Source organism: Dokdonia sp. R78006, from assembly GCF_042466145.1.
Lineage (GTDB): Bacteria > Bacteroidota > Bacteroidia > Flavobacteriales > Flavobacteriaceae > Dokdonia.
This window is the reverse complement of sequence record NZ_JAXHBU010000001.1, coordinates 730,017-751,791: the sequence shown is the minus strand read 5'-3', so window position 1 is coordinate 751,791 and position 21,775 is coordinate 730,017. Positions and strand designations below refer to the sequence as shown.

At 36.8% G+C, this 21,775-nt stretch carries 22 protein-coding genes; 11 read left to right on the top strand and 11 right to left on the bottom strand.

What is annotated here, in order from left to right:
• Window positions 1-9: 9 nt before the first annotated feature.
• Window positions 10-3,150, bottom strand: a complete 3,141-nt coding sequence (locus tag SJY37_RS03480; protein ID WP_298329654.1) for a SusC/RagA family TonB-linked outer membrane protein — start codon at window positions 3,148-3,150, stop codon at window positions 10-12.
• A gap of 325 nt (window positions 3,151-3,475) precedes the next feature.
• On the opposite strand from SJY37_RS03480, the gene SJY37_RS03475 reads away from it, so the two are divergent.
• Genes SJY37_RS03475 through SJY37_RS03465 form a run of 3 tightly spaced genes read left to right on the top strand, consistent with a single transcriptional unit; the run spans window position 3,476 to window position 6,693 of the window.
• The gene (locus SJY37_RS03475) at window positions 3,476-4,918 is read left to right on the top strand and encodes an alpha-amylase family glycosyl hydrolase (RefSeq protein WP_298329650.1); all 1,443 of its coding nucleotides are present in this window, start codon (window positions 3,476-3,478) and stop codon (window positions 4,916-4,918) included.
• Window positions 4,911-6,152: an NAD(P)/FAD-dependent oxidoreductase gene (locus SJY37_RS03470; RefSeq protein WP_298329648.1), complete on the top strand. Its 1,242-nt coding sequence runs from the start codon at window positions 4,911-4,913 to the stop codon at window positions 6,150-6,152. Before SJY37_RS03475 ends, SJY37_RS03470 begins: the two co-directional genes overlap by 8 nt.
• A gap of 10 nt (window positions 6,153-6,162) precedes the next feature.
• On the top strand, window positions 6,163-6,693 hold the full coding sequence (locus tag SJY37_RS03465; protein ID WP_298329644.1) for a DUF1697 domain-containing protein: 531 nt from the start codon (window positions 6,163-6,165) through the stop codon (window positions 6,691-6,693).
• Here SJY37_RS03465 and SJY37_RS03460 read toward each other — a convergent pair.
• Window positions 6,686-7,162, bottom strand: a complete 477-nt coding sequence (locus SJY37_RS03460; RefSeq protein WP_013750940.1) for a TspO/MBR family protein — start codon at window positions 7,160-7,162, stop codon at window positions 6,686-6,688. The two genes, SJY37_RS03465 and SJY37_RS03460, sit on opposite strands and share 8 nt — an antisense overlap.
• Before the next feature lie 95 nt (window positions 7,163-7,257).
• Here SJY37_RS03460 and SJY37_RS03455 point away from each other — a divergent pair, with 95 nt between their 5' ends.
• Genes SJY37_RS03455 through SJY37_RS03445 form a run of 3 tightly spaced genes read left to right on the top strand, consistent with a single transcriptional unit; the run spans window position 7,258 to window position 10,246 of the window.
• Window positions 7,258-8,340 (top strand): diphosphomevalonate/mevalonate 3,5-bisphosphate decarboxylase family protein, encoded by a 1,083-nt coding sequence (locus SJY37_RS03455; protein WP_379952820.1) that lies wholly within the window; start codon window positions 7,258-7,260, stop codon window positions 8,338-8,340.
• Window positions 8,341-8,370: 30 nt separating this feature from the next.
• Window positions 8,371-9,309, top strand: coding sequence for a mevalonate kinase (locus tag SJY37_RS03450; protein WP_379952819.1), 939 nt, complete (start codon window positions 8,371-8,373; stop codon window positions 9,307-9,309).
• A gap of 31 nt (window positions 9,310-9,340) precedes the next feature.
• The gene (locus tag SJY37_RS03445) at window positions 9,341-10,246 is read left to right on the top strand and encodes a geranylgeranylglycerol-phosphate geranylgeranyltransferase (RefSeq protein ID WP_298329635.1); all 906 of its coding nucleotides are present in this window, start codon (window positions 9,341-9,343) and stop codon (window positions 10,244-10,246) included.
• A gap of 89 nt (window positions 10,247-10,335) precedes the next feature.
• Here the strand turns inward: SJY37_RS03445 and SJY37_RS03440 are convergent, their stop codons facing one another.
• From SJY37_RS03440 to aspS, 6 genes are all read right to left on the bottom strand, one after another.
• Window positions 10,336-10,527 (bottom strand): cold-shock protein, encoded by a 192-nt coding sequence (locus SJY37_RS03440; protein WP_013750944.1) that lies wholly within the window; start codon window positions 10,525-10,527, stop codon window positions 10,336-10,338.
• A 91-nt stretch (window positions 10,528-10,618) separates the two neighbouring features.
• Window positions 10,619-10,885 carry a hypothetical protein gene (locus tag SJY37_RS03435; RefSeq protein WP_035335508.1) on the bottom strand — a complete coding sequence of 89 codons (267 nt, stop codon included), beginning with the start codon at window positions 10,883-10,885 and terminating at the stop codon, window positions 10,619-10,621.
• Window positions 10,886-11,017 (bottom strand): hypothetical protein, encoded by a 132-nt coding sequence (locus tag SJY37_RS03430; RefSeq protein WP_298329625.1) that lies wholly within the window; start codon window positions 11,015-11,017, stop codon window positions 10,886-10,888.
• 10 nt (window positions 11,018-11,027) lie between these two features.
• Window positions 11,028-11,873 carry a tetratricopeptide repeat protein gene (locus tag SJY37_RS03425; RefSeq protein ID WP_298329623.1) on the bottom strand — a complete coding sequence of 282 codons (846 nt, stop codon included), beginning with the start codon at window positions 11,871-11,873 and terminating at the stop codon, window positions 11,028-11,030.
• On the bottom strand, window positions 11,845-12,396 hold the full coding sequence (locus tag SJY37_RS03420) for a hypothetical protein (protein ID WP_298329619.1): 552 nt from the start codon (window positions 12,394-12,396) through the stop codon (window positions 11,845-11,847). Before SJY37_RS03420 ends, SJY37_RS03425 begins: the two co-directional genes overlap by 29 nt.
• Window positions 12,396-14,144: an aspartate--tRNA ligase gene (gene aspS, locus SJY37_RS03415; protein WP_298329616.1), complete on the bottom strand. Its 1,749-nt coding sequence runs from the start codon at window positions 14,142-14,144 to the stop codon at window positions 12,396-12,398. Before aspS ends, SJY37_RS03420 begins: the two co-directional genes overlap by 1 nt.
• A 216-nt stretch (window positions 14,145-14,360) precedes the next feature.
• Here aspS and SJY37_RS03410 point away from each other — a divergent pair, with 216 nt between their 5' ends.
• Window positions 14,361-15,134, top strand: coding sequence for a DUF3050 domain-containing protein (locus SJY37_RS03410; protein ID WP_298329613.1), 774 nt, complete (start codon window positions 14,361-14,363; stop codon window positions 15,132-15,134).
• An 84-nt stretch (window positions 15,135-15,218) separates the two neighbouring features.
• Here SJY37_RS03410 and SJY37_RS03405 read toward each other — a convergent pair whose 3' ends face one another.
• Both SJY37_RS03405 and SJY37_RS03400 read right to left on the bottom strand, forming a co-directional pair.
• Window positions 15,219-15,965, bottom strand: coding sequence for a uroporphyrinogen-III synthase (locus SJY37_RS03405; protein ID WP_035335512.1), 747 nt, complete (start codon window positions 15,963-15,965; stop codon window positions 15,219-15,221).
• Between the two features lie 23 nt (window positions 15,966-15,988).
• The gene (locus tag SJY37_RS03400) at window positions 15,989-16,648 is read right to left on the bottom strand and encodes a DUF4271 domain-containing protein (RefSeq protein ID WP_366519240.1); all 660 of its coding nucleotides are present in this window, start codon (window positions 16,646-16,648) and stop codon (window positions 15,989-15,991) included.
• 109 nt (window positions 16,649-16,757) lie between these two features.
• Here SJY37_RS03400 and SJY37_RS03395 point away from each other — a divergent pair, with 109 nt between their 5' ends.
• Genes SJY37_RS03395 through SJY37_RS03385 form a run of 3 tightly spaced genes read left to right on the top strand, consistent with a single transcriptional unit; the run spans window position 16,758 to window position 19,338 of the window.
• Window positions 16,758-17,480, top strand: coding sequence for a polyprenol monophosphomannose synthase (locus tag SJY37_RS03395; protein WP_298329608.1), 723 nt, complete (start codon window positions 16,758-16,760; stop codon window positions 17,478-17,480).
• Between the two features lie 2 nt (window positions 17,481-17,482).
• A complete protein-coding gene (locus tag SJY37_RS03390) occupies window positions 17,483-18,823 on the top strand; it encodes a dihydroorotase (protein ID WP_298329605.1) in 1,341 nt (446 codons plus the stop codon).
• Window positions 18,823-19,338 (top strand): DUF4296 domain-containing protein, encoded by a 516-nt coding sequence (locus SJY37_RS03385; protein ID WP_298329602.1) that lies wholly within the window; start codon window positions 18,823-18,825, stop codon window positions 19,336-19,338. Before SJY37_RS03390 ends, SJY37_RS03385 begins: the two co-directional genes overlap by 1 nt.
• Here SJY37_RS03385 and SJY37_RS03380 read toward each other — a convergent pair.
• Complete coding sequence (locus SJY37_RS03380) at window positions 19,322-20,449, bottom strand: NAD-dependent epimerase/dehydratase family protein (protein ID WP_379952818.1); 1,128 nt, start codon at window positions 20,447-20,449, stop codon at window positions 19,322-19,324. The two genes, SJY37_RS03385 and SJY37_RS03380, sit on opposite strands and share 17 nt — an antisense overlap.
• Here SJY37_RS03380 and tyrS point away from each other — a divergent pair.
• Window positions 20,449-21,744 (top strand): tyrosine--tRNA ligase, encoded by a 1,296-nt coding sequence (gene tyrS / locus SJY37_RS03375; protein ID WP_298329596.1) that lies wholly within the window; start codon window positions 20,449-20,451, stop codon window positions 21,742-21,744. The genes SJY37_RS03380 and tyrS overlap by 1 nt on opposite strands.
• The last annotated feature ends 31 nt before the right edge of the window (window positions 21,745-21,775 follow it).

Below are 21,775 nucleotides of genomic sequence, written 5' to 3'. Positions count from 1 at the left end.
CTTTTTTTATTAAAATCTAGCATTTACACCAAGTGTAAAAGTACGAGCTCTTGGGTATGGTGCATAATCGATTCCTGCGCTTGGAATATTAGATGCATTTAGCTCACCTGTGTCAGAGCTAATTTCTGGATCAAGACCGCTGTAGCTTGTAATTAAGAATAAGTTTTGACCTGTAAAAGACAAACGTAAAGAATCAAACATTCCATCTCCGCTTAATGGCCAGTTGTAGCCTAGTGAAGCAGATTGTAATCTTACAAAATCTCCTTTTTCAAGAAAACGAGTAGATACTGCGACAGATGAGTTAGGGTTTTCTGGGCTATTTGCAGCAGCTTGTGTTACGTTCTTTCCAATGATTAATGCAGATTTAGTAAAGAATGCATTGTCTGTAGCATTATATACTGAGAATCCAAATTGTCCATTAAAGTAAGTGCTAAGATCAAAGTTCTTGTAACGAGCACTAAGAGATAAACCTGAAGTAACCTTAGGTACAGCGTTTTCTCCTACAAAAAACTTATCTGCGTCTGGATCACCTACACCATCACCATCAAAATCTAAGTAAGTAGGGTCTCCATTCTCATCAAATCCGGTAAATTCTGCCATGTAGAATGAGAATAGTGGCTGTCCAGCTTCTAGTTGTTGAGCAAAAGCTCCAGTAAGACCATTACCACGTATAGCTCCAGTTTGGATAATACGCTTAGTATCTTGCACTTCATTTTTATTATAAGCTATGTTGAATGATGCGTCAAACCCAAAGTCTTCAGTATCTACGAAGTTGTAGTTTAATGATAATTCAACACCTTGGTTAACAACAGTTCCATCGCTTAAGTTACCAAATGCTGTCGCAACATTTGAAGGAGCAGCTGTTTCGGCAAGTAATAAAAGGTCATTAGTTTCTTTACGATATAAGTTGAAAGAACCATTAAGACGATCATCATTAAAACCAAAGTCAAGACCTACGTTAAAATCTGTAGTCTCTTCCCATTTTAATCCAGGATTTACATCACCTACAGGAGAAGTTCCAGGTATATTACCTCCACCACCAATAACGTTAAGATCATTGTCGATGCCTGTAAAGTTAGCTTGAGTTCTAGTAGTAAATTGACCATAACCTAATCCTTCTTGTGAACCTACGATTCCTGCTCCAAGGCGAAGCTTAAGTGTAGAAATGTTGTCTCCTACAAAGTCTTCTTGATCAAGCTTCCAAGCAAATGCTCCAGAAGGGAAGTATCCATAACGCTCTTCATCTCCAAAAGTTGAAGATCCGTCTGCTCTAAAAGTTGCAGTAACTAAGAACTTCTCATTGAAGGTTAAGTTGGCTCTTGTAAAGAAAGATTGTAACTCATCTGCATTATCATAACGACCTGCAATATATGCTGGTAGTAAGCGATTAAATCCTTCAGGAATTGTAAGTCCTGTTTGAACCTCAGGAAGAAGTGTTGTAACAAAACTTCCATCATTACCGTATCCAAAAACTTGAGCATTACCTGGTACAACACCATTTAAAATATTGTACTGGTTGATAAGCTGCCCTCTCATAGCACTAAGGTCAGTAGTGTTAAATCCTGCACCATTAGAGAAAATTCCATCTCTTTGAAACTCTTGGTAAGAGAAACCTCCAAGTAAGTCTAGATTAACATTGCCAAAATCTTTTTTGTAGTTAAGCGTTGCTTCAAGAAGCCTATTTTCATTATTATTAATGTTGTAATCTCCACGACCTATACCAGTAATTCCTTGAGTATTTAAAATAGAAGAAGCTACAACACCTGTCGTGTTAGATTCTGTTTTGTCATAACCCACCGTTACTTTAGCACTAAACTCTTCAGTGAAATTATAATCTAGAGATAAGTTAGCAAGAAAACGATCACTTTCAGAAAGTCCTTGGAAACTATTTAAATAGTTTACAGGGCTGAAAATACCAGGAGTTTGTTCGAAAAATTCATCATTAAGAGGGTAAGTAGGGTTTGCAGAGATAGAAGCACCTATTATGTCTCCTCTGGATCCTGCCCCACCATTTAAAGGTGCAGTCTCTCTGTTAATACGAGAGATACTACCTGTTCCAGTTACAGTTAATTTATTATCAAAAAACTTTTGAGAAAAATTAAGTCTTCCAGATATTCTTTCTAGTGAAGAATTTTCAACAACACCATTGTTATTTCCATATCCAAAAGAAGCACGCACATTACCTCCAGTATAACTCTTAGAGTAACTTAAGTCTGTCTGTCTTGAGAAAGAGTTACGTAAGTAAACATCTTGCCAGTCAGTATCTGCATTACCTATCAATTGGTCACTAGCCCCTTGGATATCTCCAATTGCTTCAAGAAATTCTGCTCTGTTTAGTAGATCATATCTTTCTGCTGCCTTAGATGAACTTACAGATGAGTTAATCTCCCAAACACCTTTAGAAGCTCCACGGCCTCCCTTAGTTTGTACAATAATAACTCCGTTTGCCCCACGTGAACCGTAAATTGCAGTTGCAGATGCATCTTTTAATATAGAGATACTCTCAATATCATTTGGGTTGATAAAGCTTAGTGGATTTCCTCCGCTAGCTTGTGCGATCCCTCCAGTATTTACACCAGGTGCTCCACCTCCAGCAAGAGGTACACCATCTACTACAAATAAAGGATTGTTTCCAGAACGTATAGAGTTATTACCACGTATACGTATTGATACTCCAGCACCAGGCTCTCCAGAAGATTCTGAAATTTGAACCCCAGCAGTTTTACCTTGTATAAGTTGTTCTGGTGTTTGTATTACACCTTGGTTAAAGTCTTCCGAACCTACATTGTCTACGGCTCCCGTAGCATCCTTAATAGTTGTTGATCCATAACCGATAAGTACCACTTCATCAAGTGCATTATCTGAAGCAAGAGCAATGTTAATTGTGCTTCTTCCACCTACAGCTACTTCTTGAGTAGCATAACCTACGTAACTAAAAACGAGTGTCGCATCGTTTGGTACGTTATTAAGACTGTAGTTTCCATCAAAATCGGTAGTTGCACCGTTTGAAGTACCCTTTACAATAACATTTGCTCCCGGTAATGGGCCGTTTTCCTCAGTAACTGTTCCAGTCACCGTCTGGGCTTGGGCAATTCCTACAAAGAGAATTGCAACAAACAAGAGCATACTTTTAAGTATTACTTTCTTCATAAGAATCTTGTTTAAAATTAGTTTGCTTAGTTTATTTGAGTGTTTGTACACTTTATAAGGGTTAAAAATATGCAAATTTTATGTTAAGATAGTGTGTGTACCCCCATAAAGTTACGAAAACGATTTCGTGTGAACAAGGGTTGATTTGTAAGAATACCATAATATTTGATTGCTTTGATTGTCATATTATGATTTAAATAGCTCAACTTTTTTTATATAATTACTCAAAATTGTGTTTAAGTCATATGTCACCCCAGCTGCATAGCATTTGGTTAACTTTGATTAGGTTGTATTATTAGCCTAATTTCACACAAAATGGAAACTTATGAAAAAGCATTTTTTAAGCTTAGCTGTAATTGTTACGACACTATGTTCTTGTGAATTCAATACTTCAAATGAAACTCCCGCTTTCGCGAAAGCGTTATCAAACACCTCTTTCCAGTTTGATGAAACTATGGAAGAGTCAGGCGTAATTTATGAGGTGAATATAAGGCAGTATTCTCCCGAAGGAACTTTTACATCTTTTACAAAAGATATACCTGTATTAAAGGAACTTGGGATCAAGGTACTCTGGGTGATGCCTATTTTTCCTATTTCTGAAACTAATAGAAAGGGAAGCTTGGGGAGCTATTATGCAGTTTCAGATTTTAGAGAAGTGAATCCGGAGTTTGGGACTTTGCAAGATGTGGATAATATGATTAAGGTTGCTCATGAACATGGAATAGCGGTTGTGCTTGACTGGGTGCCTAATCATACGGGATGGAATCACACGTGGATTACAAAGCACCCAGAATGGTATACACAAAATGATAAAGGAGAAATTGTTGACCCTATAGATACAGCAACCGGGAAATCGTGGGGATGGACAGATGTGGCAGATCTTAATTATGATAATCAAGCGATGCGCGATGAGATGATTGCAGATTTATCTTACTGGGTACAAGAACATGATGTTGATGGTTTTAGAATGGATGTTGCTCATAAAGTGCCAGTACCATTTTTCAAGAGAGCAATAGATTCTCTTGAGCAAATAAAGTCACCGCTCTTTATGCTGGCAGAAGCAGAGCAAGAGGATCTTATGGCAAATGGTTTTGATATGCACTACGCCTGGCAGATGCATCATTTACTTAATGAAATAGCCAAAGAAGAAAAAAGTGTAGAGGACTTCTGGACGCTACTCGCGCAGTATGATCAAACGCTAGCTCAAAATGATATGAATATGTACTTTGTTACAAATCATGACGAAAATAGCTGGGCAGGAACGCTAGGTGAGCGCATGCCAGACAATAAAGAGATCTTTACCACACTTACCTATATGTTGCCTGGCATGTCTCTCATATATAGTGGGCAAGAATATGACCTTGATAAAAGATTACAGTTTTTTGAAAAGGACAGTATTCCAAAGGAGAAAGGAAGTTACTTTGAATTGCTTAAAAAATTAGGAGAGTTAAAGAATAATCGTAAATCTCTACACGGCGGAAAAACTAAAGCGTCTCTTATTAAAATAGAAGCTAGCAATCCTGAGATACTTACCTTTGGCAGAGAGAAAGAAGGCGATCAGCTTTTGTTTATAGGTAACTTTTCAAGTTCATTAATAACTACAAAAATACCGCTGTCTGGAGCTTATGTCAATGCACTCACTGGTGAAGATGTAGCTATAAGCGAGACACAAGAAATTCCATTAAAGGCTTGGGAGTTTTATATTCTGAGCCCTAAAACTCATCTTAATTTTGACACTCGTGTCATACCAAATACTGTAAATGAATAAATTTGACGTCCTTATTGTAGGTGGTGGTGCCGCTGGTTTTTTTACTGCAATTAACATAGCAGAAAAAAAGCCAACACTCAAAATTGCTATTCTAGAGAGAGGAAAAGAAGTGCTTACTAAAGTGAGAATTTCTGGTGGTGGGAGATGTAACGTCACGCATGCAGAGTTTATACCTAAAGAACTTTCGAAAAAATACCCTAGAGGACAGAAAGAATTATTAGGGCCTTTCCACACTTTTATGACTGGTGATACTATTGCTTGGTTTGAAGAGCGAGGTGTCGAACTCAAAATTGAGGAAGATGGGAGAATGTTCCCCATCACAGATTCTTCATCTACAATTGTAGATTGTTTTTTAAAAGAGGCTCATAAGCATAATATTGAAGTACTTACTAATCATTCTGTGCAAGATGTTGGTTTTAATTCCGCTTTCGCGAAAGCGAGAATTTCAAATGAAGATTCGTTTTATGTAAAGACTAATAAAGGGGATTTTATATGCAATCACCTTGTGATGACTACTGGAAGTAATCCTAAGATGTGGTCATTATTGCAAAAGCTAGGTCACTCTATCACAGATGCAGTGCCATCACTTTTTACATTTAATATTAAAGATGAAAAGATAGAGGGTCTCATGGGACTGGCAACTAATGTCACTGTAAAGGTGCTAGGAACCAAACAGAAATCTGAAGGGCCTTTACTTATTACCCACTGGGGAATGAGCGGTCCAGCCATTTTAAAACTCTCTGCATGGGGAGCAAGAGAACTTGCCAATTTGAAATATCAATTTGAGATTCAAGTAAACTGGCTACAGTTTCTTACACAAGAAGATGCTTTAGATGAGCTTTTAGAGCTCAAGTTGCAACACGCAAAACAGTCTCCATTTACCTACGCACAACTAGAGCTGCCTAAGCGTTTGTGGCATAATTTATTAATCGCCTCAGGGATTCAGCAAGCTACTAAGTGGGCAGAACTCACGAAGGCGCAATTACAGTCTTTAAGCCGAGCGCTCACGCAATCCCGTTTTCGCGTAAGCGGGAAAAGTACTTTTAAAGAAGAGTTTGTAACTGCGGGAGGTGTCAACTTAAAAGAGGTGAATTTTAAAACCTTTGAAAGCAAAAAAGTCCCAAATCTTTATCTAGCAGGTGAGGTGCTCAATATAGATGCAATTACAGGTGGTTTTAATTTTCAAAATGCATGGACGGGAGGCTACCTTGCTGCTCAGGCTATAGATTCTTGATAGAAGATTTATGAATACGTATATATGTTTACTGCGCGGAATTAATGTAGGAGGTCATAGAAAAATCAAAATGGCAGACCTCAAAACTCTTTTTACTTCGCTAGGATATACAGAGGTAGTGACCTATATACAAAGTGGGAATATTATATTTAAATCTCACGAGAAAGATATAGACGAGATAGCAGATGTTTTAAAGAAAACTATTGTGGATACATACGGTTTTGAGTTGCCAGTGTTTGTTTTAACTCGTAAAATGCTCACTCAGGTTTATAAGAACTATGCGCTCTCACCAGAATATATAGAGTCAAGTTATTTTACATTGTTGCATACCATACCTAGCACAGAACATAAAGCGCTTGTAAATAATTTAGAGTTACCTAACGAACATTTTGTAGCTACTCAAAACTGTGTTTACCTTTATCCGGAGAAAGGGTACGGGAAAGCAAAGGCGACAAATACTTTTTTTGAAAAAAAATTAAACGTGGTTGCTACAACCCGCAATTATAAAACCATCATAAAACTGTTAGAACTTTCTAGTTAAGACGCCAGATTTCAAAATTAAGAGCTGTGGCAAAGGCGAGCCATAATATATAAGGAATTAGTAATGCTGCGCTCCATCTGTCTACAACTTTGAACCATTTTATCGTTAATATGACTAAGATAAAAAGGCCGCAAATGGTGAGTAGTGCAAAGAAAGGTTGTTCTAGTCCAAAGAATATGATGCTCCACAATCCATTAAGTATAAGCTGAAAACCAAAATGGTATAAAGCTACTTTCACCCACTTGTGGTAAAAACCTCTATTCCACACAATACCTGCGGCTATACCCATCATGATATAAAGTATAATCCATACGGGTGCAAAGATCCAGTTAGGCGGACTCCAACTAGGTTTCATAAGACCTACATACCACGTATCTATACTGCTTTGGGTTGCTAGAGCGCCTATAGTGCCTACAAGAAGGCAAATGATTATACTCAGAACAATGCGAATTAATAAATCTTTGTCCATAAAATAAATTGGTTAAGACTTAAAGGTAGTAAATAATCTTAGACGTCTCTAAAGGTTGATATTGCTATCTTTGTATAAATTTCTACTTAAACTCAATGACCGAAAGCGATTTTATACCCTCTGGTGATTACCAAGTTTTACCTGCAGGATCTGTAAGTTATCAATCTCCTAGTAATATAGCCCTTGTTAAATATTGGGGAAAATATGGCGAGCAGTTACCTCAAAATCCAAGCATAAGTTTTACCCTGTCTAACTGCCATACAACAACAACGCTATCTTATAAAAAGAATAGTAATAGCTCTGGCGAGATTCCTTTTGAGATCTATTTAGATGGAGAAGCAGCGCCAGATTTCAAGCCGAAAATTGCAAAGTTTTTTGAGCGTATAGCTATTTATATGCCTTTTGTAAAGGAGTATGAATATAAAATTGAGACATCTAATTCTTTTCCTCATAGTTCTGGTATTGCGAGTTCTGCATCTGGTATGAGTGCACTTGCACTCTGTCTTATGGAAATGGAGCGAGGTATGGAGGTAGCCATGACAGATACTTTCTTTAATGAGAAGGCAAGTTTTCTTGCTAGACTAGGTTCTGGAAGCGCATGTAGAAGTATAGAAGGTCCTCTTGTGGTTTGGGGTAAGCATGCAGAGATAGAAGGGAGCACAAACTTTTATGGAACATCTTACGAAGGAGAAATTCATGAGAAATTCCATAATTATCAAGATACCATCTTGCTTGTAGATAAAGGTGAGAAGCAAGTGAGTAGTACTGTAGGGCATGATTTAATGCATGGTCACGCTTTCGCGAAAGCGAGATTTACCCAAGCACATGAAAACTTATCAAGCTTGATGCAAGTTTTTAAGCAAGGTGATGTAGATCAGTTCATAAAAATCGTGGAAAGTGAGGCACTCACACTGCATGCTATGATGATGACGAGTCATCCATACTTTATCTTGATGAAGCCTAAAACACTCGAGATAATAAATGAAATCTGGGCTTACCGTAATGAAACAAGTTCAAAAATTTGCTTTACACTTGATGCTGGAGCAAATGTTCATGTGTTATATCCAGAAAATGAAAAGGAGTCTGTTCAGAAATTTATAGCTAGCGAACTTTCAAAATTTTGCCAAAACAGCCACTATATTGATGATTGTGTGGGTAATGGAGCAAAAAAACTGTAAATTTGTGTAACTCATTAGGAGATCCCCATTATGAAAGGTCCACTTTTTTATTCAAAAATTTTATTGTTCGGCGAGTATGGAATCATAAAAGATTCTAAAGGTCTTGCTATTCCTTATAACTTCTATAACGGAGCCCTTAAAATAGAAGAGAATCCTAATGATGATGCAATTGCATCAAACGGGCATCTTGCACGTTTTGTTATCTACTTAAAAAACTTACAAACTGAGCAGCCAGAGCTTGTTTCATTTGATATTGATCAAATGCAAGAAGATGTAGATGCAGGGATGTATTTTGATTCTAGTATACCTCAAGGTTACGGGGTAGGAAGTAGTGGTGCACTAGTAGCGGCTATTTATGATAAATATGCAGTAGATAAAATCACAGTGTTAGAAAATCTTACACGCGAGAAGTTGCTTAATTTGAAGCAAATCTTTGGCGGTATGGAGTCTTTCTTTCACGGTAAATCTTCTGGGTTAGATCCTCTTAATAGCTATTTAAGCTTACCTATTCTTATCAATAGTAAAGATCATATTGAAGCTGCTGGGATTCCTTCTCAAGCACAAACGGGTACAGGTGCTGTATTCTTATTAGATAGTGGTATCGTAGGTGAGACTGCTCCTATGGTAAATATCTTTATGGAAAGTATGAAGCAAGATGGTTTTAGAGCAATGCTTAAAGATCAGTTTGTAAAACATACAGATGCTTGTGTAGATGATTTTTTAAAGGGAGATGTAAAGTCACTTTTTGGTAATGTAAAGCAATTATCTAAAGTGGTGCTTAGCAACTTTAAGCCTATGATTCCTGCAAAATTCCATGATTTATGGAAGCAAGGAATAGATACTAATGACTATTACCTGAAGCTTTGTGGCTCTGGAGGTGGTGGTTACATGCTTGGTTTTACAGAAGACTTAGAAAAGGCACAACAAGCTCTTAAAGGACACAAGCTAGAAGTGGTTTATACCTTCTAATAATTCATACTATTTACTTAAAAGGCAACTAATGCTTTCGAGAAAAAACAAACGTTTTATCCTTAAGTTAATTAGCCTCTTTTCTGTGGTGCGCGGTTACAATATTCTGGTGATCGTCATTGCACAGTATCTCACATCTATATTTATACTAGCGCCAGATTTACGCTTACGCGAAATCATATTTGATCTCAATCTCTTATTCCTAGTGCTCGCTGGCGTTTTTACCATCGCAGCAGGTTACATCATCAATAGCTTTTACGATTCAGAAAAAGACTTGATTAATAGGCCTAAAAAGACCATGTTAGACAGGCTCGTGAGTCAAAACACAAAGCTGTCTATATATTTTGTGCTCAACTTTCTAGCTGCCATAGCCGCTAGTTATGTGTCCTTTAGAGCAGTGATATTTTATGCGCTTTATATTTTTGGAATATGGATTTACTCACATAAACTCAAAAAATATCCTTTTGTAGGTAATCTAGTAGCGGCAACACTCGCGATTACTCCATTTTTTGCCGTGTTTATTTACTACGGAAATCTTGCTCCGGTGATTTTTGTGCACGGTTCATTCCTGTTTCTAGTTATTGCCATGCGCGAGATGGTAAAAGATCTAGAGAATTTAAAAGGTGATCTCGTTCAGAACTATAGAACGATACCTGTTATTTATGGAACTACTACCTCAAAGTGGTTGCTTACTATTCTAGGAGGTCTTACAATAGTTCCTATCTTTTTCTTAATAAACCACTTTAAGTTAGGGTATATGAGCTACTACTTTTATGGGAGTGTGGCTTTGTTGTTATTGTTTCTAGCCATCTTATGGAGGTCTGTGGCAAGACCTCACTATGTGCTACTTCACAATATTTTGAAGTTTATTATTGTAGCTGGGGTGTTCTGTATAGTACTTCTAGATGCGAGTGTGGTGCTTAATAGAATATTCTAAACTATACTTTTATAAAGTTGTTGTAAACGAAAAAGCCCGCCATAGGCGAGCTTTTGTAATCGTAAAAAAGTATCTATCTATCTTGATAACTACAGTACACGTACTTGTGCAGCAGTTAATCCTTTTCTTCCTTCTTCTTCTACGTACTCAACTTTGTCTCCTTCGTTGATAGTTTCCCCGTTAAGACCTGTAACGTGTACAAAGATGTCTTTACCGGTGTCGTCGTTAGTTATAAAACCATAACCTTTTGACTCATTGAAAAATTTTACTGTTCCTTCCATTATAAAATATGTATTAATAAAGTGCAAACTTACACTTTTATTTGGTAACCAAAACTTTTGCCAATATTATATTAATGTAAACTCTTTAAATTCAGCGCTTTTTATCTTTGGAATTGTTAAATTCTTTCATTCTTTTAAAAGCGTCATCTGTGAGCATATAGTCTGCCACTTTGCGATCTTTCCAGCGGTGATAAATAAAAGTGGGCATTAAAATGAAAAAACCACCTGCAATAGAAAGGCCAATAAACTTATGACCCAAAGCTGCGTCTACATTGTCTTTGCAGTAAAAGCCATATGCAAGCATCGCTGCTAGAATAAAGAAAAGAACAATGATGAAAATACGTCGAGCTTTGTTCATTTATTCAAAGAATGTAATGGTTATAAAAAAAGCAATGATGGCTAGTACCAAGATGCTAACCATCGTGATTGCTATCGTTTTTAAAACAGTTTTAAATACTTTAGAGTTGCTTTGTTCTTCTTCTGTTTCCAAAATTGTAGGTTTATAGATGTTTTGCTTCTAATGATTTGATTAGCTCTAAAATGTCAGATTCGTATAGCTGTTCAATAACTTCTACATAGTCATGCTGATTGTAGCTCCCATTTCTAAATTGCTGGAGAGCTATGGTTGCATATTTATAAGCATCTTTCTTGTTACCATTAGCTACGAGTGTTTTTGCTTTGTAGTAATTGCCATCTGCCGAAATATTTCTATTGTACATTAGGATTTTGTCAAAATTCTTGTCGGCATTTATGTGATCTTCTTTGTAATAGTATGCGATACCAAGATATAAGAATGTGGTGGTCTCTATCCAATCTTCACCTGCATTATTAGTCTCGAGGGCAATATGATTTTCGAAATTTTTGATTGCATTATCATAATCTTTCTTTCCTAAGTAGGCAATGCCTCGCCAGTAATCAATGCTTTGTCCTTGAGGAGCGTCCTTGAACTTTGGAGTAAGAGAATCTGCTGTGTTGAAATCTGCAATAGCTCCATCATAATCTCTATGAAACAACAGATGTAAATATCCCCTCATTGGAATCCAAACTTCAGGATTTGCATCTACTGCTTTGTCATATCTAATTTTCCAATCGGCCATTAAACCCCGTTTGAGATACGCAACTGATAATTCACGTAGTGCATCTGAGTTGTTGGGGTCTATTTCTATAGCTTTTTCCAATCTCGTCATGCTCTTTGGAGAGCCTTGAAACAGATGTCCACCTTCGTTAAGGGTCTTCATGGAAAGACTAGCCCTTTCTGAAGCGGTCATATTACTTGTATCCTCTCCGGTGCAGGCAAAAAGGAATACAAGTGCTGTGCTAAGGAAGTATTTCAGTAATTTTTCCATTTTCAATTCGATACGTTACATACATATAGTAATCTACAGCTTCAGTGCCTATGATCCTTACGTCCCAATAATCAGGATTTTTAGTAAAATCTAATAAATCATTTACAAGACTTTCGCTTAAAGCTGTTTCTTCATAATTGAGATTTGTTTGGTGAATATTAAACCATCCAGGCTCCCCATTACAATTTATAATAAACCGAAAAGTCACATATCCAGAATCAGAATAAAGTGAACTATCAAAATTGCTACTAACATTTTCGCGAAAGCTTTTTTTAGAATTTTTAAAAACTTTTAAATGCTGTGGTGAATGAATATCATAGATTGCATCCCCATTACATAGTTCGTAAGTATTATTATAAAGTGCTTTAGATTGATTTATATATCCTACTGCGTGAGGGTATTTAGCTTCATCTACATCGTACTTTCCATAGATATTGTAATTATAGATACGTATACCCACCTCCACAATAAGAAATAAACCTACTAAGGTTACTAGCGTTATTTTAATAACCTTCTTAATCATTACCCTCTCAACTTCAAATTCAATTCCTTCATTTGCTCATCATCAAGAAAAGCAGGTGCGTCTATCATTACATCACGACCACTATTATTTTTAGGGAAGGCAATAAAGTCACGGATAGTTTCTTGTCCTCCTAGAATAGCGACAAGTCTATCTAGTCCAAAAGCAAGACCTCCGTGTGGTGGCGCTCCATATTCAAAAGCGTCCATAAGGAAGCCAAACTGTGCTTTAGCCTCCTCTTCAGAGAAGCCTAAGTGGCGTAGCATGATAGCTTGCGTTTCTTTATCGTGTATACGTATAGATCCTCCTCCTATTTCGTTACCGTTAAGTACTAGGTCATATGCGTTTGCTTTTACCTCTCCTGGTTTTGTGTCAAGTAGTTCTATCTGTCCAGGCTTAGGAGATGTAAATGGGTGGTGCATTGCGTGGTAATGCCCAGTCTCTTCATCTAGTTCTAGTAATGGGAAATCTATTACCCATAATGGAGCAAATACCTTAGGATCTCTTAGTCCTAAACGTGTTGCTAGCTCCATACGTAATGCACTCATTTGAGCGCGAACTTTTGAAGTCTCTCCAGAAAGGATGCAGATAAGATCTCCTTTTTGAGCTCCAGTTACTTCTGCCCATTTTGCTAGATCTTCTTGGTCATAAAATTTATCTACAGAAGACTTGAATGACCCATCGTCATTGCAACGAGAATACACCATTCCTAGTGCTCCTACCTGCGGGCGCTTTACCCAGTCTATAAGTTTATCTATTTCTTTACGAGTATAGCTATTTCCTCCTGGGACAGCAATACCTACTACGAGCTCTGCATTATTAAAAACGCCAAAGTCTTTATGTTGTGCTACCTCATTAAGTTCTCCAAATTCCATCCCAAAACGGATGTCTGGTTTGTCATTACCATATAAACGCATTGCATCATCATACAGCATGCGAGGGAATTTTTCAATCTCAACACCATTTACTTCTTTAAGTAAGTGGCGTGTAAGTCCTTCAAAGATGTTCAAGATATCTTCCTGCTCTACAAAAGCCATCTCACAGTCTATTTGTGTAAACTCTGGTTGTCTATCTGCGCGTAAATCTTCATCACGGAAACACTTTACAATCTGGAAGTATTTATCCATTCCTCCCACCATAAGCAATTGCTTGAAGGTTTGTGGAGATTGTGGTAATGCATAAAATTGTCCTTCGTTCATGCGAGAAGGAACTACAAAGTCACGAGCTCCCTCAGGAGTAGACTTGATTAAGTATGGTGTTTCTACCTCGATAAAATCTTGATCAGAAAGATATTTACGTACTTCTAATGCAACTTTATGTCTAAAGATCAAGCTGTCACGCACTGGCTTACGGCGTATATCTAGGTAACGGTATTTCATACGTACATCCTCACCACCATCAGTTTCATCTTCTATGGTAAAAGGAGGAGTAAGTGAAGCGTTAAGCACTTCTAGTTTTGATACTAAAATCTCGATATCTCCAGTAGCAATATTTGGATTTTTTGAATCACGCTCTATAACGGTTCCAGTAACTTGAATTACAAATTCGCGTCCTAGTTTACGTGCTTGCTCCATGATAGATGCATCGGTACGCTCCTCGTCAAAAACAAGTTGCGTCATTCCGTAGCGATCACGTAGATCTACCCAAATAATAAATCCTTTATCTCTAGATTTTTGAACCCATCCTGCGAGGGTAACTTCCTTATTTACATCGGCAGCTCTTAGGCTTCCATTATTGTGCGTTCTGTACATTTCTTGCTCTGTTTGAGATGTGCAAAAATAAATATATCAAAGGGGATTTAAACAGTAACTGTCTATAAATGTTAAGGAAGTGTTTTTTATGGTTTAATTACGCTTTCGCGAAAGCGTAAAAATCCAATTTACCTTCTTAAAAACGTAAATTTGTCGTCTGTTTACAAGAACCACAGTGCGATTATATACGTATTATATATATTAAAAATGTTACAAATGATTTCACACGTCACACAAGAAATACAACCGCTTCAAGAACAATTGCTTAACCATCCTTTGTATAAAGAGATAAAAACTCCAGATGATCTTTTGGTCTTTATGGAGCATCATGTGTATGCTGTATGGGATTTTATGTCTTTACTGAAGGCTTTGCAAAATGGATTAACGTGTACACAAACTCCATGGAAGCCAGTAGGAAATGCCGAAACTCGATATTTAATCAATGAAATTGTTCTTGCCGAGGAGACAGATATAAATGCAAAAGGGGAGCGACAGAGCCATTATGAGATGTACATCGATGCTATGCAAAAAGCTGGTGCGAGTACAGTTGCAATAGATAATCTAGTTGCTACAGATTTTGATGTAATCGCAATACATGAGGCTATCGAAAATCTGCCAGCTAGTGTACGTCAGTTTTTGAAATTTACATTTGATATTATAGATAAGGGTAACTTACATGAGATAGCTGCGGCATTTACCTTTGGTCGTGAAAACCTAATTCCAGCAATGTTTACCGCAATTATTGGAGAGATAGAAGAGAACTTCCCGGCAAAGGATTTATCTGATTTTAAGTATTATTTTGATCGCCACATTGAGCTAGATGAAGATGAGCATGGGCCTATGGCGCTGAAAATGATTGAACATTTATGTGGAGATGATAACAATAAATGGGATGAAGTAATCGCTGTATCTAAGGAAGCATTAAAAGTGCGATTAAATCTTTGGGATGGTATATTGAGTGAGATAAAACGCGAGGAGGTTTACGCTTAGCTTATCTAGGTAATACATTTCATTAATAAGCATAAAAAAAACCTGCTCCATGAGCAGGTTTTTTTTATATACAATAGAAGAATATTACTTCTTGTTTACATCTTTAATGTACTTCTCTAAAGCCATTGTCATAGAAGGAGTCTCTGGTGTAGGTGCTTGGATATTTACTTTAAGCCCTGCTTCTTCGGCAGCTTTTACTGTGGTGTTCCCAAAAGCGGCAATACGTGTGTCGTTTTGCTTAAAGTTAGGGAAGTTTTCAAATAATGATTGAATACCACTTGGGCTAAAAAATACTAATATGTCGTAAAATACATTTTCATATTCAGAAAGGTCACTTACTACTGTTTTGTAAAAAGTAGATTGCATCCATTTTACACCTAAAGCATCTAGAAGTTCTGGAACGTTAGGTTTGAACTTATCTGATGATGGCAATAAGAATGTCTCATTCTTATGCTTTTTGATTAATGGAATAAGCTCTGGGAATGTGCGTTTACCTACATATATTTTACGCTTGCGGTATACTACGTATTTCTGTAAGTAATAAGCAACAGCTTCACTCTGACAAAAATATTTTAAGGTATCTGGAACTTTAAAACGCATTTCCTCTGCAATTCTAAAGAAGTGATCAACGGCATTACGACTTGTAAGTATGATTGCAGTGTAGTCTTTAAGATCAACTTTTTGTAATCTAACTTCCTTACCAGAGACACCCTCTACATGGATGAAAGGGATGAAGTCTATTTTAACGCGTTGTCTTTGTTCTAGCTCAAAATAAGGTGAGTTTTCAACCTTAGGCTTTGGTTGCGAAACGAGGATAGTTTTCACTTTCATAAACACTCATTTTTTTAATTGGGCTACTGTTTTGCGATGAATGAGTACAAAATAAAGTAGGGTCCAATTTCGAGAGTGCAAAAATACAAAATAAAATAAAAAGGAAACCTAAAAAAGTCACTCTTGTATTTGCGGATGAGCCAAAATTGCGAAATAGTGTAAATAGTAATGACTATACCTAGGATGCTGTAAATGAAATAAAAAGGAATTTGCAGTTGGTAGACAATAAAGGCGCTTCCTAAAAGCGCAAATAGGCCTAAAAGGTGCTTCACATTAAGTCGTTTGTAAAAAAAGGACTGCATTTTTTTGTCAAAATTTAAAACATATGCTATAAATCTTTCTAGTAAGAATTTTACAATCTCAAAGACGGAGTATCCCAAAAAGATATACTTAAAAATGTCAAAGTTCTTTGAATAAGGAAGTCTTGCTATAGAGCAGTAGGCTAGGTAAAACAAAAGGGAGATTCCTGTAAATTGTATCGCGAGTAACACAATCTGTAACGGGTGTAATATAAATATCCCCTTGGATCTTGTGCTAAAAAAGCGATCTGCACCTACTACGTTTATAAAATCTGAGAATCTTGCTTGATAAAAAAACTTGATAGCGGCTAGTAATATCACACAACCTACAATGATTATTGTTATCCAGTTTTGATATGTAATAAGACGTAGACTGCTTTCCAAATCGAGGAGTTTTTTTAGAGCGTTAAAAATACTACAAATTATACCAAAAGGTGCTCCTGAGGTGTAATGACCTTATTAAAATAAGTACATTTGCCTCAAACAAGATTGCATGGCAAACGCTGTAGTTATCATACCCACCTACAACGAAATCGAAAATATAGAGAGGCTGTTGCGCAATATATTTGCGTTACAACGCGCTTTCCATATTCTAGTGGTTGACGATAACTCTCCAGATGGAACAGCAGCTAAGGTAAAAGAACTTCAAGAATTATATAAAGGGAAATTATTTCTCTTAAATAGACCCAAAAAAAATGGGTTAGGTACAGCATACATAGCGGGTTTTAAATGGGCACTTAATCAAGAATATGAATATATTTTTGAGATGGATGCAGATTTTTCACACAACCCAAATGATTTAATAAGGCTCTATAATGCTTGTGTTAAAGATGGTGCAGACCTTGCTATTGGGTCTCGTTATGTAACGGGAGTTAATGTGGTAAACTGGCCTATGGGGAGAGTTTTACTTTCTTGGGGAGCCTCAAGATATGTGAGGTTTATTACAAGGATGGATATCTATGATACTACGGCGGGATTTATTTGTTATCATCATAAGGTGCTTAGAGCAATAGATCTAGAGAATATAAAATTTGTAGGATATGCGTTTCAGATAGAGATGAAGTATAAAGCATATCTTAAAAAGTTTAAAATAGTAGAGGTTCCTGTGGTGTTTACCGATAGAACTAAAGGGGAGAGTAAAATGAGTTCAGGTATTATTTCTGAGGCGATTTTTGGTGTTGTTAAAATGCGATTACAACATCTTTTTAAAAAATAATTATGGAAAAGATTTTAATAAAAGATGCTCATATTGTTAACGAAGGAACCATTTTTAGAGGTGACGTGTTAGTACATAATGGCATTATAGAAGAAATTGCAGAGAGTATAAGTGCAAAATCTGGTGATGTGCATATTTTTGATGCAGAGGGTACTTACCTTATACCTGGAATTATTGATGATCAAGTGCACTTTAGAGAGCCTGGGCTTACTCATAAAGGAAATATAGCTACAGAATCTAAGGCTGCTGTTGCTGGAGGTATTACGTCATTTATTGAAATGCCTAATACGGCGCCTCAAACCACTACGATTGAAAAACTCGAAGAAAAGTTTGAGATTGCAGCAAACTCGTCTGCAGCAAACTATTCTTTTATGTTTGGAGGAACTAACGATAACCTAGAAGAAATTTTAAAGGTAGACAAGAAGAATGTTGCAGGACTTAAATTGTTCTTAGGTAGCTCTACAGGTAATATGCTTGTTGATAATGAGGCTGTGCTTGAAAAGATCTTTAAGTCTACAGACATGGTTATCTCAACCCACTGTGAAGACGAAGAGACCATTAGAAAAAACCTAGCTATATATAAAGAGCGCTATGGTGATGATATACCTATGAATCTTCACCCTATAATTAGAAGTGAGGAGGCTTGTTATATATCTTCATCTAGAGCAATAGAGCTAGCAAAGAAAACGGGAGCGAGACTTCATGTTTTTCACTTATCTACGGGTAAAGAAACAGCGCTCTTTGATAACAGTATTCCACTAGCCGAAAAGAAAATTACAGCAGAGGTTTGTATTCATCATCTTTGGTTTTCTGATGAAGATTATGATGAGAAAGGATCTAAGATTAAATGGAATCCAGCAGTAAAAACTTCTAAGGATAGGGATGAGTTATTTCAAGCGTTGCTAGACGATAAGATTGACGTCATAGCCACAGATCACGCTCCGCATACTTTAGAAGAGAAAAATAACGTCTACACAAAAGCTCCTAGTGGCGGCCCACTAGTACAACATGCTTTACCAGCAATGTTAGAGTTTTATCATCAAGGAAAAATCTCTCTAGAGAAGATTGTAGAGAAGATGTGTCATAACCCAGCAATACTTTTTCAAGTAGAAAAAAGAGGATATATACGTAAAGGTTATAAAGCAGACCTTGTGCTTGTAGACCTAAATGCGCCTTGGACGGTACAAAAAGACAATATTCTTTATAAGTGTGGCTGGTCTCCTTTTGAAGGGACTACTTTTAAGTCTAGAATAACACACACATTTGTAAATGGACGCCTTGCGCATAAAAACTTTAAGGTATACGATGAACTTTTTGGTGAACGTCTTACGTTTGATAGATAATGAGAGGATTATATGCTTTATTTCTAGGTCTTTTATGCTTGATAAGTTGTCAAGACATTCCACCTGTAGAAAAGCCAGGTAACTTTATCGATGAGAATACCATGGAGAGCATATTATATGAATCTGTACTTATATCTAGTGCTAGAGGTTATAATGTTGCGCAACTTAAACTTTTAGGAATTCAGCCAGAAACTTACATTTATGATAAGTTTGATATTGACAGTCTTACCTACGCACAAAATCTAGCGTATTACACAGCAGATGTAGATTTATACAAAGGAATAAACGCAAAAGTACTTGCAAGAGTACAGGCAGAGTTAAAAGTAAATGACTCTATAGAAACAGTGCAGAAAAAAGAGCAAGATTCTCTGAGGACTTTAAAAGCAAAAGAGGTAAAAGCAAAGTTCAAACAAAAAGATTCTACTAAGTTTAAAGAGATCCCGAGGCGTTTGGTTACTGATACTTTTAGTAGAAAAATTATACAAGTTAAAGAAGATTCTAGCGAGCTTGATTAATATGTAGCGCTATACGTGACAAAGTCACATCTAGCGGAGTGGGAATGTAATCAAACGCTTCTATTATTTTATTATTACTGTACAATGTCTGTCTTTGCAATGACTTGTAGCCTATTTTAGTTATTTGCCTTTTACGAGTAAATATGCCTCTTATCGAGTCTAAGAAGTTTAAAAATTGCAGTAAGCCGTTGCTTAAAGGGCTACTAGGTGCTTTCTTACCTAAGGTCTTTGCTATTTCTTCTAGTAAATCACGATAAGTGACATTGTAAGCAGTCGCAATATACCTTTCTTGTGCTAGGGTGCTATTCATAGCTTTCTCCATTAATGCTACTAAGTCTTTTACATCTATCACTGCGCTACCTCCAGTGGGATATAAAGCTTTTCCTTCAAGAATATGATTAAAGAACTTTCCGCTGCCGGTCTGGTAGTTTCCTTCACCTATTACGATTCCGGGATTTAAAATAATTGTGTTTAATCCTTCTTGTGTTCCTCTCCATACTTCCATCTCTGCACCATTTTTTGTGAGTGCATATACTGAGTTTTGGGCGTCTGGATCCCAGAAATTATCTTCTGTAATTGGATTGTTTGGTGTGCTTGCCAGCGTGGCAATAGAGCTTATATGCACTAGTTTTTTGATATTATTTGCTAGGCTTAGATTTACAACATTTGCTGTCCCTTCAATATTTGTTTTAGTGAGCTCCTTAAATTGGTAAGGGTCAAATGAAATGAGTGCCGCGCAATGGTATACATAGGTTGCATCTTTAAAAGCGGCAGTGAGGCTGGGTATTTCTGTAATATCTCCTTGAACCCAATCTATACGGTGTAATTGAGATTCCGCTTTCGCGAAAGCAAAAAAAGAAACAACCTCCGCCTTCTTAGATTCGCTTCGGTACAAAGCTCTAACGCTTTGATCTTTTTGTGTGAGGCTCAACAGTAAATGTTTGCCTACAAGTCCAGTACTCCCAGTAACTAAAATCATATGGTAAAGATACATCTCATGAGTTAATTCTTGATTATATGGAGTGTATACATGATTTGTCTTTTTAATAGAAACAATAGCCATGGTCACATCCTTCTTTTTATATTTGCTACTGCCTAAATACAATAGCAATGATTAAGAATTTTGTAGAAGAATTAAAGTGGCGTGGGATGATACACGATGTGATGCCACAAACCGAAGAACATTTAATGGAAGCAATGCGCTCTGCATATGTAGGTTTTGACCCTACGGCAGACTCATTACACATTGGAAATTTAGTTCCTATTATGTTACTGGCACATTATCAGAGATCTGGTCATAGACCTGTTGCACTAGTAGGAGGAGCTACGGGTATGATAGGAGATCCATCTGGAAAATCTTCTGAGCGTAATCTTCTTGATGAGAAAACATTACGTCACAATCAAGAGTGTGTGAAAAACCAATTGTCGCAATTTCTTGACTTTACTTCGGGTGCAGAAAATCAGGCACTTTTAGTGAATAACTATGACTGGATGAAGGAGTTTTCTTTTCTAGATTTTATCCGTGACATAGGTAAGCATATCACTGTTAATTATATGATGGCAAAAGATTCTGTAAAAAACCGACTTACTGGTGAAGATGCAGATGGTATGTCATTTACAGAGTTTACGTACCAGATGGTACAAGGATATGACTTCTTGCATTTATATAAAAACGAAGGAATTACACTCCAAATGGGAGGAAGTGACCAGTGGGGTAACATTACTACGGGTACAGAATTAGTACGCCGTATAGGAGGCGGAAAAGGATATGCGCTTACTTGCCCACTTATCACAAAATCTGATGGAAGTAAATTCGGAAAAAGTGAAGGAGGTAATGTATGGCTAGATGCAAAAAGAACATCTCCATATAAATTTTACCAGTACTGGTTAAATACAACAGATGAGGATGCAGAGAAGTATATTAAAATCTTCACTTTTTTAGATAGAGAAGAGATTGAAGCACTTGTTGCAGCTCATAAAGAGGCACCACATCAGAGAGCTTTACAAAAGAGACTAGCAGAGGAGGTGACTACTACGGTACATGATGCAGAGGCGCTAGAAAAAGCAATCGCAGCTTCAAATATATTATTTGGTAAAAGTACAAGTGATGATCTAAAGTCTCTTGATGAGGCGACATTTTTAGATGTTTTTGAAGGTGTACCACAAGCAGAGATAGAAAAATCTGAAATAGAAGGTGGGTTAGATATTATCGCAGCACTTGCAGAAAAGACTGGATTTTTAAAATCTAATGGAGAAGCGAGACGTGCACTTAAAGAAAACTCAATCTCGATAAATAAGGAAAAAGTAGGAGAAGATTATACTATCCAGACTACAGATTTAATAAATGGAACCTTTGTACTGCTTCAAAGAGGTAAGAAAAACTACTTTGTTATTAGAGCAATCTAGTTGAGATAAAAACTTTACTATTAGAAATATG